The 14226-nt window shown below is 31.8% G+C and carries 13 protein-coding genes; 6 read left to right on the top strand and 7 right to left on the bottom strand.

From position 1 onward, the window contains the following. Window positions 1–2 precede the first annotated feature (2 nt). The 3 genes from BGS43_RS08785 to rpsU all read right to left on the bottom strand — a co-directional run bounded on the left by BGS43_RS08785 (window position 3) and on the right by rpsU (window position 2202). Complete coding sequence (locus tag BGS43_RS08785) at window positions 3–1172, bottom strand: glutathionylspermidine synthase family protein (protein ID WP_025398718.1); 1170 nt, start codon at window positions 1170–1172, stop codon at window positions 3–5. A gap of 9 nt (window positions 1173–1181) precedes the next feature. Then, complete coding sequence (locus tag BGS43_RS08780; RefSeq protein ID WP_002783166.1) at window positions 1182–1787, bottom strand: UPF0323 family lipoprotein; 606 nt, start codon at window positions 1785–1787, stop codon at window positions 1182–1184. A gap of 202 nt (window positions 1788–1989) precedes the next feature. Then, window positions 1990–2202, bottom strand: coding sequence for a 30S ribosomal protein S21 (gene rpsU / locus BGS43_RS08775; protein WP_002780697.1), 213 nt, complete (start codon window positions 2200–2202; stop codon window positions 1990–1992). Between the two features lie 146 nt (window positions 2203–2348). On the opposite strand from rpsU, the gene ccoG reads away from it, so the two are divergent. The 5 genes from ccoG to cmeC all read left to right on the top strand — a co-directional run bounded on the left by ccoG (window position 2349) and on the right by cmeC (window position 10151). Then, complete coding sequence (ccoG, locus tag BGS43_RS08770; RefSeq protein WP_032686040.1) at window positions 2349–3725, top strand: cytochrome c oxidase accessory protein CcoG; 1377 nt, start codon at window positions 2349–2351, stop codon at window positions 3723–3725. Beyond that, entirely contained in the window at window positions 3712–4347 is a 636-nt protein-coding gene (gene cmeR / locus BGS43_RS08765; protein WP_021033770.1) for a multidrug efflux system transcriptional regulator CmeR, read from the top strand. Before ccoG ends, cmeR begins: the two co-directional genes overlap by 14 nt. A gap of 107 nt (window positions 4348–4454) precedes the next feature. Further along, window positions 4455–5558 (top strand): efflux RND transporter periplasmic adaptor subunit, encoded by a 1104-nt coding sequence (locus tag BGS43_RS08760; protein WP_002787523.1) that lies wholly within the window; start codon window positions 4455–4457, stop codon window positions 5556–5558. Then, the gene (gene cmeB / locus BGS43_RS08755; protein WP_096569455.1) at window positions 5558–8680 is read left to right on the top strand and encodes a multidrug efflux RND transporter permease subunit CmeB; all 3123 of its coding nucleotides are present in this window, start codon (window positions 5558–5560) and stop codon (window positions 8678–8680) included. The genes BGS43_RS08760 and cmeB overlap by 1 nt, the downstream gene beginning before the upstream one ends. Next, window positions 8673–10151 (top strand): multidrug efflux transporter outer membrane subunit CmeC, encoded by a 1479-nt coding sequence (cmeC, locus tag BGS43_RS08750; protein ID WP_057037109.1) that lies wholly within the window; start codon window positions 8673–8675, stop codon window positions 10149–10151. The genes cmeB and cmeC overlap by 8 nt, the downstream gene beginning before the upstream one ends. 28 nt (window positions 10152–10179) lie before the next feature. Here cmeC and cmeU read toward each other — a convergent pair whose 3' ends face one another. After that, complete coding sequence (gene cmeU / locus BGS43_RS08745; RefSeq protein ID WP_002778275.1) at window positions 10180–10431, bottom strand: CmeU family protein; 252 nt, start codon at window positions 10429–10431, stop codon at window positions 10180–10182. A 124-nt stretch (window positions 10432–10555) separates the two neighbouring features. Between cmeU and BGS43_RS08740 the strand changes: the two genes are divergently transcribed. Further along, window positions 10556–11866, top strand: a complete 1311-nt coding sequence (locus BGS43_RS08740) for a coproporphyrinogen III oxidase family protein (RefSeq protein WP_002795435.1) — start codon at window positions 10556–10558, stop codon at window positions 11864–11866. Window positions 11867–11898: 32 nt separating this feature from the next. Here the strand turns inward: BGS43_RS08740 and hemJ are convergent, their stop codons facing one another. The 3 genes from hemJ to glmM are packed head-to-tail and all read right to left on the bottom strand — an operon-like array spanning window position 11899 to window position 14135. After that, a complete protein-coding gene (hemJ, locus tag BGS43_RS08735) occupies window positions 11899–12351 on the bottom strand; it encodes a protoporphyrinogen oxidase HemJ (RefSeq protein WP_002824748.1) in 453 nt (150 codons plus the stop codon). Then, window positions 12335–12805 carry a signal peptidase II gene (lspA, locus tag BGS43_RS08730; RefSeq protein WP_002778269.1) on the bottom strand — a complete coding sequence of 157 codons (471 nt, stop codon included), beginning with the start codon at window positions 12803–12805 and terminating at the stop codon, window positions 12335–12337. Before lspA ends, hemJ begins: the two co-directional genes overlap by 17 nt. Next, window positions 12798–14135: a phosphoglucosamine mutase gene (gene glmM, locus BGS43_RS08725; RefSeq protein ID WP_002824746.1), complete on the bottom strand. Its 1338-nt coding sequence runs from the start codon at window positions 14133–14135 to the stop codon at window positions 12798–12800. Before glmM ends, lspA begins: the two co-directional genes overlap by 8 nt. Between the last annotated feature and the right edge of the window lie 91 nt (window positions 14136–14226).

Below are 14226 nucleotides of genomic sequence, written 5' to 3'. Positions count from 1 at the left end.
TTTTACCCTTCAATAACATGTCCTACAAATTTAGAATAATTATCAAGTACAAGCCCACCTTTTCTAAAGCCCAAGCCACAACCCTCATAAGCAAAGAAAACACCTGCTTGATAGTATTCATTATCATGTGAGTTAAATTCTACATATTCTTGATAAATGTTTTTATTGTTTCCATAAGGACCCACATTCTCATGTAAAATTTTACCTTCTTTGATTATACTAATATTTGCCCCTTCTCTACCAAAAACAGGTTTTTTCACATAATCTTTTCCCTCTAAAGGAACATCTCGTGTTTCTAAAAGTAATGGATGATTTGGGAAAAGTTCCCATAAAATTTTTAAAATTCCCTTAGATTGAAATAAAAGCGTATAAGCAGGATTTAAAATAATAGCTTTTTGATTTCTCATGATTTGCGTTAAAAGCATGGCTAGTTCGCCCTCTTCTATGGCTATATCTTCCCAAGGAACGAGCTTAAACCAATATTCGTAATTTACACCCTCTTTAAAAATTCCCTCTTCGCTAAATTCTACCTCATCTACAAAAGAAAAATCTGTTTCAAATCCTGCTTCATTTGCAATATGAGCAAGTAATTTTGTAGTGATTTCTTCCTCTTTGCTTCCTGCCACACTTGAAAAAAGAATTTTCCATCCTTGATAATACTCTTCAAAACCTTGAGTATCCTCTTCAAGGGTAATCAATCTTTTAAAATTATCCATCAAGCTTTCATAAATGCTATTAAATTGCTTACTTTCATCCATGCCATTTTGCTTTAAAATCGCCCATTGCAAGATCGCACTTTCAAAAAGAGCAGTGGGGGTATCTGCATTAAATTCTATAAGCTTTATAGGCTTGCCATCAAGTCCACCCGCTAAATCAAAACGGCCATATAAATGCCAATGCACTTCATTTTCCCAACTCATTTTAATAGCATCAACAAGATTAAAAGGAATTCCAAGCTCATCAAAACGATTATTATCTATAACATTTTGTGCTGCAGCTACAAACATATCATAAAGCTCATTGACTGCCTCATAATAAGCATTGGCTTCATTTTCACTTACACATACTAATTTATCACTTATATAATCACTTCCATCTTCATCACTATGCCATGAAAATCCTATGCTTTCTAGATAATCTTTTTGAAGTTTTTCAACCTGCACTACTCTCATTTTTACCCCTTAAGATCCAAAAGAACTTGAACTCGAAGATGCTTTAGATCCACCCCCAAAAAATCCTGATTTTGAAGCACTTGAGGCAGAGCCTGCTGTGCCTGCCTTGTTAAAACTATTAACACTTCTTTGATAAGCACTTTGATTTGAAAAAGCGCCTCGTTGTTGATTGGCAAAATTTTGATTATTAAAGAGCTTAGAGCCTATCCAGCTACCCAAAATTGCACCCGCAGCACTTGCAAGCAAGGTCTCTCCTAAGCTTAATCCTCCACTGCTGATTTGACCGCCCTCTTTAGTCAAATTTGAAGTTCCATTATCAATCTTAGCTGCTTCTTCTTTGATGAGCGCATCCATTTCCTCTTTGCTTAGCACTCTTTCTGTGCCATTGATATCTTTTAAAACAACTCTAGTTTCATCACTTGGAAATTGATCTTTGATTTTATATTGACCTGGGGCGATTTCTTCAATGATAACAAAGGCTCCTTGAGTGTTTGCTGCTTGATTTAAAGTATCACTATTATCATTGCTACTTCCACATCCTACCAAAGCTCCACCTGCAACAGCTGCAAGGCCGCTTATCATACCGATTTGAATAATTTTTTTAATTTTTTTCATAGTCTTGATCCTCAAATGAGATTTAGAATTTATTTTTTGATAAAATTCTAACAAAAAATAATCAATTAAATCTTACAAAAATGAAAATATTTTAAAGAAATAAAATGCAATCTTAATATATATAAAATAAAACTAGGATTTTAAAAAAGGTAATTTTGCAAAGAAATCTTAAATTAAGAAAAAAGCCCTTTCGGGCTTTGGGTTAAAGTCTTGACTCGTAGCGTCTAAGCATATAAAGTCTTTTAAGCATTTTTTTGCGAGCTGAAATTTTTTGTTTTTTACGAATTTCAGTCATAGGCTCAAAAAATCTTCTCGCTCTTACTTCAGTAACAACTAGATTTCTATCTACTTGTTTTTTGAACTTACGATACGCTTCGTCAAAAGACTCGTTAGGATGTACCTTAATTCCTGGCACTATCCTCACCACCTTTCTGTGTAAATTTTTTGTTGTGAATTATGATTATAGAATATTTCTTATTAATCCAAACTTAGAAAGCATTTAAAAATTGTTTTAGTTTTTTGGGCTATAATCGTAATTACTAATTTTTTACGAGGTTTTTCATGGAAAATCACATCACCAACTATACTAAAAAGCGTTATTTTGTATATCTAATTGCAACAATTGTAATATTTTGTTTACCTTTTATTACAATTAATGGCAACCATTTCTTTTTATTGAGCTTTGATCATTCTAAGTTGAATCTATTTTTTATTTCATTTTCAACTCAAGAATTATATCTTATGCCTTTTTTGCTTATTTTTCTTTTTTTATTTATATTTTTTATAACCACTTTAGGAGGAAGAGTTTGGTGTGCTTGGAGCTGTCCTCAAACTATTTTTAGAGTGATTTATAGAGATATTATCCAGACTAAACTTTTAAAAATTCGTAAAAATATTAACAATAAACAAAAAGAATATGAAGGATATTATTTTAAAAAAATCATAGGGGTGATTTTATTTTATTTCATATCTTTAGTCGCTGTAAGTAATTTGCTTTGGTATTTTGTTCCGCCTGAAGATTTTTTTGCTTATATACAAAATCCAGGAGAACACTTACTTTTATTGGGTGTTTTATTTTGCGCAAGTTTGTTTTTAACTTTAGATATTACCTATTTAGCAGAAAAATTTTGTATTTATGTATGTCCTTACGCAAGAGTTCAATCTGTAATGTTTGACCGCGATACCATGCAAGTTATTTATGATGAAAAACGTGGGGGAGTGATTTATGATGGACATACCAAACTTTACAAAAAACCGCCTGAGGGTGAATGTATAGGTTGTGAAGCCTGTGTAAGCATTTGTCCTACTCATATAGATATACGCAAGGGTATGCAACTTGAATGTATCAATTGTTTAGAATGTGCTGATGCCTGTTCTAAAGTGCAAAGCAAATTTAATAGACCAAGTTTGATTAATTGGACCAGTGTAAAGGCCATAGAAACACGCAAAAAAGTAAATTATTTCCGCTTTAGAACCATTGCTTATTTTATTGTTCTTGTGATTGCTTTAATTGCTTTAATGATTATGGGTAGTAAAAAAGAAAATATGCTTTTAAATATCAATCGTAGCAGTGAGCTTTATCAAATTTCGCATACTAATAATGGTTTAGAAATTTCAAATGCTTATACTTTTTTGTTTCAAAATACTGATTCTAAAGCTCATGAATATTATTTTGAAGCTAGCCTAGAAGGCATTGATAATGGCATAGAAATCATTCGTCCAAGTAAAGCTTTTACATTAAAAGCAGGAGAGCAAGCTAAGAAAATTGTTGTAATAAAAGCTACTAAAAAGCTAGCAGATAATGATCAAAAAGATGTGATTTTTCCACTTCACATCAAGGCCTATGCCAAAGATAATGATGAGATTGTCATTTTTAGAGAAAGTATTTTTGTTTATCCTAAAAGCACAATTTTAAAGGGGTATAATGAATCCAAATAAAACACCTTCTAAAAAAGTTTTAGCAAGAAGAGAAAAGATTAAAAATGTTGCTTTTGATCTATTTTTAACCAAGGGTTTTCAAGAAACCAGTTTAAGCGATATTATCAAACTATCGGGCGGTTCGTATTCTAATATTTATGATAGTTTTAATAGCAAAGAAGGTTTATTTTTTGAAATTTTAGATGATGTTTGCAAAAAACATTTTGACCTAATAGCCTCTCAAACTCAAACTATTAAAGATAAAAATTTAAAAGAATTTTTAACCTCTTTTGGACTTACTTTTGTTGATATTTTCAATCAAGTCCAAACCGTCGCCTTTGGCAAAATTATTTTCTCTCAAGTTTATGATAAACATAAGCATGTTAAAAATTGGATTGAAAACAATCAGAAAATTTTCTCCTATAGCGTACTTATAGAACTTTTTAAAAAGCAAGATAGCAGCTATATTTCAAACAATGCCCAAAAACTTGCCATGCTTTTTTGCGCCATGTTAAGAGAACCTTATCATAGTTTAAATGTTTTAGCCGATACTCCTTTAATGAACAAACAAGAACAAAAAGAACATGTGGAATTTATTGTCAATATATTTTTAAAAGGAATTGAAAATAAAACCTCAATTTAATTAAGTAAATATAAAAATTATTAACCAAATTTGAGCTATAATATGTCTTAAATATATTGTAATAAATATTACAATATATTTAAATTAAAAATCTTAAGGCAAAAATCATGAATTTGTTTCAAAAAAATACCCTTTTACTCTTAAGTGCTTTATTTTTATTTTCTGCTTGTAACAAAGAAGAAGCACCTCAAAAACAAACACTCCCTCAATCCGTTAGTACAATGAGTGCTAAAGCTGAAAATTTACCGCTTAACTTTACTTATCCTGCAAAACTTGTTAGTGATTATGATGTTATCATCAAACCTCAAGTAAGCGGTGTTATCGTGGAGAAACTTTTCAAAGCGGGTGATTTAATTAAAAAAGGACAAACACTTTTCATTATCGAACAAGATAAATTTAAAGCAAGTGTAAATTCAGCTTATGGAAAAGCTTTAATGGCTAGAGCAAATTTTGACAATGCCAGCAAAGATTATAACCGTTCAAAAACTCTTTATAATAAAGGAGCAATCTCTCAAAAAGAATATGATAGCGCCTTAGCAAATTTTAACAACACAAAAGCAAATCTCACCAGTGCTAGAGCAGACTTAGAAAATGCACGCATTGATTTAGCTTATACTGAAATTAAAGCTCCTTTTGATGGTATTGTAGGAGATGCTTTGATTAATATAGGAGATTATGTTAGCTCCTCTTCAACTGAACTCGTAAGAATTACAAACCTCAATCCAATCTATGCTGATTTTTACATTTCAGATACGGATAAACTCAATATCGTTCGCAATACTCAAGATGGAAAATGGGATTTAAGCAATATCTATGCAAATTTAAATCTTAATGGAGAAACCGTTCAAGGCAAACTTTATTTTATTGATTCTGTTATAGATGCTAATAGTGGAACAGTAAAAGCCAAAGCTATATTTGACAACAACAACTCAACACTTTTACCAGGTGCTTTTGCAACAATTACTTCAGAAGGTTTTATACAAAAAAATGGCTTTAAAGTGCCTCAAATAGCTGTTAAACAAAATCAAAATGATGTTTATGTTCTTCTTGTTAAAAATGGAAAAGTAGAAAAATCTTCTGTACATATAAGCTACCAAAACAATGAATATGCCATTATTGACAAAGGATTACAAAATGGCGATAAAATCATTTTAGATAACTTTAAAAAAATTCAAGTTGGTAGCGAAGTTAAAGAAATTGGAGCACAATAATGTTTTCTAAATTTTTTATCGAAAGACCTGTTTTTGCTTCAGTTGTTGCAATTATCATTTCTTTAGCTGGAGCTATAGGTCTTACAAATTTACCTATAGAACAATATCCTTCTTTAACCCCTCCTACAGTTAAAGTAAGTGCAACTTACACAGGAGCTGATGCACAAACCATTGCTTCAACAGTTGCAAGTCCTATCGAAGATGCAATCAATGGCGCAGATAATATGATTTACATGGATTCAACTTCAAGTTCTTCAGGAACTATGAGTTTGACTGTTTATTTTGATATCGGTACAGATCCTGATCAAGCCACCATAGATGTTAATAATAGAATTTCAGCCGCAACTGCAAAAATGCCAGATGCAGTTAAAAAACTTGGAGTAACAGTTAGAAAAACTTCCTCAGCAACACTTGCTGCAATTTCTATGTATTCAAGTGATGGCTCAATGAGTGCAGTAGATGTATATAACTATATCACTTTAAATGTTTTAGATGAGTTAAAAAGGGTTCCAGGAGTTGGAGATGCAAACGCTATAGGAAATCGTAATTATTCTTTAAGAATTTGGCTCAAGCCTGATTTATTAAATAAATTTGGAATCACAGCTACTGATGTAATTTCTGCGATTAATGACCAAAATGCCCAATACGCAACTGGTAAAATTGGCGAAGAACCTGTAACCCAAAAATCACCCTATGTTTATTCTATCACCATGCAAGGAAGATTGCAAAGCCCGAGTGAATTTGAAAACATTATTTTAAGAACAAATAATGATGGATCATTTTTAAGACTTAAAGATGTAGCTGATGTGGAAATAGGATCACAACAATACAGCTCACAAGGACGATTAAATGGCAATGATGCAGTTCCAATTATGATCAATCTTCAATCAGGAGCAAATGCACTCAATACAGCAAAACTTGTAGAAGCTAAAATGCAAGAACTTTCAAAAAATTTTCCAAAAGGTTTAACATATAAAATTCCTTACGATACAACAAAATTTGTAATAGAATCAATCAAAGAAGTTGTTAAAACTTTTGTTGAAGCTCTAATTTTAGTTATCATTGTTATGTATATGTTCTTAAAGAATTTCCGTGCAACACTTATTCCTATGATAGCTGTACCTGTTTCATTGTTAGGAACTTTTGCTGGACTTTATGTTTTAGGTTTTAGTATTAACTTGCTCACGCTTTTTGCTTTAATTTTAGCCATAGGGATTGTTGTAGATGATGCGATTATAGTTGTAGAAAATATTGATAGGATTTTACATGAAAATGAGCAAATAAGCGTAAAAGATGCTGCTATCCAAGCGATGCAAGAAGTTAGCTCACCTGTAATTTCAATTGTTCTTGTGCTTTGTGCTGTTTTTATACCTGTGTCTTTTATTTCAGGCTTTGTGGGAGAAATTCAAAAACAATTTGCGCTCACTTTGGCTATATCTGTAACCATATCAGGTTTTGTAGCTCTTACCTTAACACCTTCTTTATGTGCACTCTTTTTGCGACGTAATGAAGGAGAGCCATTTAAATTTGTAAAGAAATTTAATGATTTCTTTGACTGGAGCACTTCTATATTTAGTGCAGGCGTTGCTTATATGCTTAAAAGAACCATTCGTTTTGTTTTGATTTTCTGTATCATGCTCGGAGCAATTTTTTATCTTTATAAACAAGTTCCTGGCTCTTTGGTTCCTGAAGAAGATCAAGGTTTAATGATAGGTATTATCAACCTTCCTTCGGCTTCAGCTCTACATAGAACGATCTCGGAAGTTGACTCTATGAGTCAAGAAATTCTAAAAACCAATGGCGTAAAAGATGCTATGGCTATGATAGGTTTTGATTTATTTACAAGCTCACTTAAAGAAAATGCCGCTGCAATGTTTATAGGGCTTGAAGATTGGAAAGATAGAAATGTAAGCGCTGATGAAATCATCATGGAGCTTAATAAAAAATTTGCCCCTGATCGCAATGCTGCAAGTGTATTTAGAGGATTGCCTCCTATACCTGGGCTAAGTATCACGGGTGGTTTTGAAATGTATGTGCAAAATAAAAGCGGAAAAAGCTACGATCAAATTCAAGAAGATGTAAATAAACTTGTAGCAGCAGCCAATCAAAGAGAGGAATTATATGGGGTTCGAACTACTCTTGATACGAGCTTTCCTCAATATAAACTCATCATTGATAGAGATAAACTAAAGCATTTTAATTTAAATATGCAAGATGTTTTCAGTACAATGAATGCAACCATTGGAACATATTATGTTAATGATTTTACTATGCTAGGTAAAAATTTCCAAGTAAATATCCGCGCAAAAGGTGATTTTAGAAATACACAAGATGCGTTAAAAAATATTTTTGTAAGATCAAATGATGGAAAAATGATACCACTTGATTCTTTCTTAACTTTACAAAGAAGTTCAGGGCCTGATGATGTAAAACGATTCAACCTTTTCCCAGCAGCACAAGTTCAAGGTCAACCCACACCAGGTTATACTTCAGGCCAAGCTATAGAAGCGATTGCTCAAGTAGCAAAAGAAACTTTAGGGGATGATTATTCGATAGCTTGGAGTGGATCAGCTTATCAAGAAGTTTCTAGTAAAGGAACAGCAAGCTATGCTTTTGCTTTAGGCATGGTATTTGTCTTTTTAATCCTAGCTGCCCAATATGAAAGATGGCTTATACCTTTAGCAGTTGTAACAGCTGTGCCTTTTGCGGTATTTGGATCATTTTTATTGGTATATTTAAGAGGATTTAGCAATGATATATATTTTCAAACAGGACTTTTGCTCTTGATTGGACTTTCAGCTAAAAATGCTATCTTAATCGTAGAATTTGCAATGGAAGAGCGCTTTAAAAAAGGTAAAGGAGTTTTTGAAGCAGCTGTTGCAGCAGCAAAACTTCGTTTTCGTCCTATCATAATGACTTCTTTGGCATTTACTTTTGGGGTCTTGCCAATGATTTTCGCAACAGGAGCAGGAAGTGCTTCAAGACACTCTTTAGGAACAGGGCTTATCGGTGGAATGATCGCAGCATCAACTTTAGCGATATTCTTTGTGCCTTTATTTTTCTATCTTTTAGAAAATTTTAATGAATGGCTAGATAAAAAAAGAGGTAAGGTTCATGAATAAAATAATTTCAATTAGCGCTATAGCAAGTTTTACTCTTTTGATTTCAGCTTGCTCTTTAAGTCCAAATTTAAATATTCCCGAAGCAAACTATAGCATTGATAATAAGCTTGGAGCCTTATCCTGGGAAAAAGAAAACAATAGCTCTATCACAAAAAATTGGTGGAAAGAATTTGATGATGAGAAATTAAATCACGTAGTTGATTTAGCTCTTCAGAACAATAATGATTTAAAACTTGCTTTTATTCATATGGAACAAGCTGCTGCTCAATTAGGTATAGATTTTAGCAGTTTGTTGCCAAAATTTGATGGTAGCGCAAGCGGAAGTCGTGCAAAAACACCTACAAATGCTCCAAGCAACCGCACTGGGGGAGTAAGCTATGGCAATGATTTTAAAATGGGACTGGATTTAAGCTATGAAATCGATCTTTGGGGAAGATACCGCGATACTTATCGCGCTTCAAGATCAGGCTTTAAAGCCAGTCAGTATGATTATGAAGCTGCGAGACTTTCTATAGTTTCAAGCGTGGTTCAGACTTATTTTAATTTTGTAAATGCAAATGAAAATGAAAAAGCTTTAAAAGATGCTTATGAATCTGCACAAGAAATTTATCAAATTAATTATGAAAAATTTCAAGTAGGAGCAGTAGGAGAATACGAAATCGCGCAATCAAGAGCAAATTTAGAAAGTACTGCTTTACAATACAATGAAGCAAAATTAAATAAAGAAAACTATCTTAAAGCTTTAAAAATTCTAACTTCAAATGATTTAAACGATATTCTTTATCAAGATCAAGCTTATCAGGTTTTTAAACTCAAAGATTTTGATATACCGAGCGGAATTTCAAGCACTATACTCTTGCAGCGTCCTGATATTGGATCTTCTTTAGAAAAACTTACTCAACAAAATTATCTAGTAGGAGTAGCTCGCACAGCTTTCTTGCCTAATCTTTCTTTAACAGGCTTATTAGGATTTGAAAGCGGGGATTTAAATACACTTGTGGAAGCGGGCTCTAGGACTTGGAGTATAGGTGGGAATTTCGTAATGCCAATTTTCCACTGGGGAGAAATTTATCAAAATGTGAATTTAGCAAAACTCAACAAAGATGAAGCTTTTGTAAATTATCAAAATACCTTAGTTGCAGCTTTTGGAGAAATTCGCTATGCTTTAATTGCAAGAAAGACTATTCGCTTGCAATACAATAACGCACAAGCAAGCGAATTATCCTACAAAAGAATTTACGAAATAAGCAAAGAGCGTTATGATGTGGGCGAAATGTCTTTGCAAGACTATCTACAAGCGCGTCAAGACTGGTTAAATGCTACAGTTGCTTTTAATAATACCAAATATTCTTATGCTAATTCTATAGTCAATGTTATCAAAGCCTTTGGTGGCGGATTTGAACAAGGTGAAAATATCAGCAAAAATATAGAAGAAGAATCAAAAACTTTAGATATGTCCTTTAGAGAGTAAAACTTACTCTCTAAATTAGAGCTTATTTTTAAAAATCTCTATTTAAATCAGAATCACTAACCTCATATGCTTTATAAATAGCTGGTAATAATTTTCTCATCGCATAATCTAAATGATAAAATTGCTTATAAACTTCCTCTGCATTTAAGTCCTTAGCATTGCTAAAGTCAAATACTTCAGTATTGCCAACTTTTGAAATATTCTTATCAAAATAAGAATAAAATTCCGCCCTTTGTTTAAACAATGCGTTTAAATTTTCTACTACTTTTGTTTTATCCATAAGCCATCCTTTCTAATTATTTTGAAAGTTATAGCATTTTTTTGCTAAAAATAAAAAAAATTTACACTTGATTTAATAAAAAATTGATAAAGTTATATTATATTTTCTACTTTAAGGTGGGTTAATGAATTTATTTCAAAATTTGGCTTTAAAATATTCTCATGCTATGATGGAAAAATCTTTGCATAAAAGTTTCAATGTCGAACTTTTGAAAAATCCTCAAGAAAAACAAGCCAAAAAAGATAAAACTTATATGCTTTATGCTCACATACCCTTTTGTCATACCTTTTGTCCTTATTGTAGTTTTCATAAATACTATTATGATGAGGAATTGGCTAAAATTTATTTTGAAAATTTAAGAAAAGAGCTTATGCTTATAAAAGATAAAGGTTTTGATTTTAGCTCAATGTATGTAGGGGGCGGAACAACATTGATTAATGAAAATGAATTACTAAAAACTCTAGAACTTTGTAAAAAACTTTTCAATATCAAAGAAATTTCTTGCGAAAGCGATCCTAATCATATAATTCCTGAAAAACTCTCTATGTTTAAAGGTATAATCGATCGTTTAAGCTGTGGAATTCAAAGTTTTAATGATGAAATTTTAAAAAAAATAGCAAGATATAATAAATTTGGTTCTTCTAAACAATTACAAGAAAAAATTTCAAAAGCTTTGGGAATTTTGCCAATTTTTAGCCTTGATTTAATTTTTAATTTCCCCTCACAAACAGAAGAACAGCTTTTAAATGATTTAAAAATCGCTAAAAATTTAGCTCCTCAACAAATCACAACCTATCCTTTAATGAAATCCAATCTAACCAAAGACAATATAGCCAAAAGTCTTGGTGTTGAAACTAAAGATAATGAATTTAAATACTATCAAATGATACGAAATTTTTTCAAGGATTATCAGCAAAATAATGGCTGGAGTTTTTCTTTAGAAAAAAATCAACTCAACGATGAATATGTAAGCTCTCATCATGAATATCTAGGCATTGGAAGTGGGGCTTTTAGCTTTTTAGATGGGGAGTTACTTATCAATGCTTTTGATTTAAATGATTATGCAAAAATGATACAAGAAAAACAAAATGCCAATATAGCAAAAGCGAGTTTTACACGAAAAGAGATTATCAAATACATATTTTTAACTGAAATGTTTGCAGGGAAAATACAAATTGATAAATTCAATCAAACCCTTAATTGTGATCTTGAAAAAGAACTCTTCAAAGAACTTTTAGGACTTAAAATAAGCAATGCTATCAAAAAAGAAAATGGCGCCTTAATCACAAGTGAATTTGGACAGTATCTCTTTGTGGTCTTAATGAAGGATTTTTACACAGGAATGGATCTTGTGCGCGCGGTATTTAGAGATAGTAAGCGCTTAAAAAATAAAGATTTTATCAATATAATGAAAGAAAATATAAGTTCTATTTAATTTCTTTTTTTGAAATTAAATAGAAATGAAAATTAAAACGGACGAATCACCATCATTAAAACAATGATAATAAACATTAAAGTAGGAAATTCATTATAAATTCTAAAATATCTTCCGCTTTTTTTAGAAGTATCATTCGCCAAAGCTTTTAAGCAAAAATAATTATGTATATGAAAAATGATTAAAAGCGTAGCACAGGTAAGTTTTGCATGCATAAAGCCAGAACCCACCATCAAAACTTCTTTATGAGCATGTAACATTAAACTCCCACTAATAACCGTTGCTATCATCGCTGGATTTTGTATACCAAAATAAAGTCTTCTTTCTTGTATCTTTACAACATCAACAAAACCTTTATTGTTTTTATTTTCTGCATGATATACAAACAAACGAGGCAAATAAAAAAGTCCTGCCATCCAAGAAACAAATGCTAAATAATGCACCCATTTAATCCAAAAATAATACTCATTAATCCATTCTGTCATTTTTTTCCTTTTTTATAAAAATTTCTTTTATTAAGATTAAGGCAACGCTTATGTTTATCATCACATCTGCTACATTAAAAATAGCAAAATGAAACCATTTATGCCAAAAAAACATATCCACTACTCCCCCATGTATAAAACGATCAAGTAAATTCGAACACCCCGCCCCTAGCATCATACCAAAAGCCACTAAATGTTCTCTTAAGAATTGTTTTTGCCACAAAAGGTATATAACAAGCGCCAATATCAAGGCTAAATGTAAGTATTTTAAATAATGCTCTAAAAAACTAAACATAGAAAAAGCAACTCCTGTGTTTAGAGCATAAGTTAAATCCAAATACTCACTTTGCCAACGCAAACCCGATAAAGTTAAAGATTTTACCCACTGATCAAAAGCAAAAACTGCAATAAAAACTAAAATGAAGATCAAGATAGTTTTATATCTTTTAACCATTTAATGCTTTCTTGAAAAATTCAACTACATTTTTCATTTCTTTTTCTAAAATTTTAGCATCTTTAGCTTCTAGTAAAAGTCTGATCAAATTTTCTGTTCCAGAATAGCGAAATAACACATTAATATTTTTATTTTCCAAATCTTGTTTTAATTCCTTCAAACCTTTAATTTTATCCAAATCTTTTTTTTCTGAAATTTTAAGATTGGTTAAAAGTTGTGGATAGGGTTTGATTTGTCCTAAAATAGTACTTGCAGATTTTTTCTTACAAAGCATCAAAGCGCTAAATTGTAAAGCTGCTATAAGACCATCGCCTGTTTTTGCATAATCGCTAAAAATAATATGCCCACTTTGCTCTCCGCCAAAGTTTCCACTCCTAGCTTTTAATTTCTCAAGTACATATTTATCGCCTACATTACAAGTATCGAGCTCTATGCCATGTCCATTTAAAAATTCTTTCAAAGCCCCATTGCTCATGATAGTAGCTACCACACTGGATTTTAATTTGCCCTGTTCTTTTAAGAAAAGAGCTAAAACTCCAAGCAGGCTATCTCCATTTGCTACTTCACCCTTTTCATCTACCACTACCAAACGATCCGCATCTCCATCAAAAGCAAAACCAACATCTGCACGCAAACGCTTTACTTCAGCGGCTAAATTTGAAGGATACAAGGCTCCGCAATTTTCATTGATATTGAGCCCATTAGGTTTATCACTCATTACTATAACTTCAGCTCCCAGTTCTTTAAAAACAGTCGGAGCTACCTTATAAGCCGCTCCATGAGCTACATCTAAAACTACACGCAATGATTTTAGAGTTAAATCCTTAGGGAAGGAATTCTTAATAGAAACAATATATCTTCCTATAACATCATCAATTCTTTTAGCTTGGCCAATTTTCTCCATATCAACTTTAGAGCTTTGGATAAGCTTATCATCATAATAAATTTCTTCAATCTTTTTTTCTATATCTTCGCTAAGCTTATTCCCGTGTGCATCAAAAAATTTAATCCCGTTATCATAATAAGGATTGTGTGAGGCTGAAATCATAATACCCGCATCACAACGCATATCTTCAGTTAAAAATGCAATTGCAGGCGTTGGCATAGGGCCTATTTGTATCACATTATATCCTATAGAAGTAAGACCTGAAACAATAGCATTTTCTATCATATAACCACTTCTTCTTGTATCTTTACCTACTAAAATATTATTTGTAACACTCTTATCTTTAAAATAAATTCCAGCGGCCATAGCAAGACGCATGGCTAAAAAACTATCTAAAAATTCACCCGCTTTTCCACGAACGCCATCTGTCCCAAAAAGTTTCATCATTAAACCTTTCTCAATGAAATTCTAGAAATTATAGCAAAGCTAGGATAAAGAAATTTAAACAAACCCTAAAAAGATTTAGGGTTTGATA

The organism is Campylobacter sp. 110, from assembly GCF_002383965.1.
Lineage (GTDB): Bacteria > Campylobacterota > Campylobacteria > Campylobacterales > Campylobacteraceae > Campylobacter_D > Campylobacter_D coli.
Note: the sequence above shows the minus strand (reverse complement) of the source record. Positions and strands in the feature narration are given on the sequence as shown.

What these genes read in the sequence shown, in the direction of transcription:
- hemJ (WP_002824748.1), bottom strand. Translation starts at nt 12,351, where the DNA reads ATGACAGAATGGATTAATGAGTATTATTTTTGGATTAAATGGGTGCAT.
- lspA (WP_002778269.1), bottom strand. Translation starts at nt 12,805, where the DNA reads ATGGTTAAAAGATATAAAACTATCTTGATCTTCATTTTAGTTTTTATT.
- ccoG (WP_032686040.1), top strand. Translation starts at nt 2,349, where the DNA reads ATGGAAAATCACATCACCAACTATACTAAAAAGCGTTATTTTGTATAT.
- cmeR (WP_021033770.1), top strand. Translation starts at nt 3,712, where the DNA reads ATGAATCCAAATAAAACACCTTCTAAAAAAGTTTTAGCAAGAAGAGAA.
- BGS43_RS08780 (WP_002783166.1), bottom strand. Translation starts at nt 1,787, where the DNA reads ATGAAAAAAATTAAAAAAATTATTCAAATCGGTATGATAAGCGGCCTT.
- cmeC (WP_057037109.1), top strand. Translation starts at nt 8,673, where the DNA reads ATGAATAAAATAATTTCAATTAGCGCTATAGCAAGTTTTACTCTTTTG.
- glmM (WP_002824746.1), bottom strand. Translation starts at nt 14,135, where the DNA reads ATGAAACTTTTTGGGACAGATGGCGTTCGTGGAAAAGCGGGTGAATTT.
- cmeU (WP_002778275.1), bottom strand. Translation starts at nt 10,431, where the DNA reads ATGGATAAAACAAAAGTAGTAGAAAATTTAAACGCATTGTTTAAACAA.
- cmeB (WP_096569455.1), top strand. Translation starts at nt 5,558, where the DNA reads ATGTTTTCTAAATTTTTTATCGAAAGACCTGTTTTTGCTTCAGTTGTT.
- BGS43_RS08785 (WP_025398718.1), bottom strand. Translation starts at nt 1,172, where the DNA reads ATGAGAGTAGTGCAGGTTGAAAAACTTCAAAAAGATTATCTAGAAAGC.
- BGS43_RS08760 (WP_002787523.1), top strand. Translation starts at nt 4,455, where the DNA reads ATGAATTTGTTTCAAAAAAATACCCTTTTACTCTTAAGTGCTTTATTT.
- BGS43_RS08740 (WP_002795435.1), top strand. Translation starts at nt 10,556, where the DNA reads ATGAATTTATTTCAAAATTTGGCTTTAAAATATTCTCATGCTATGATG.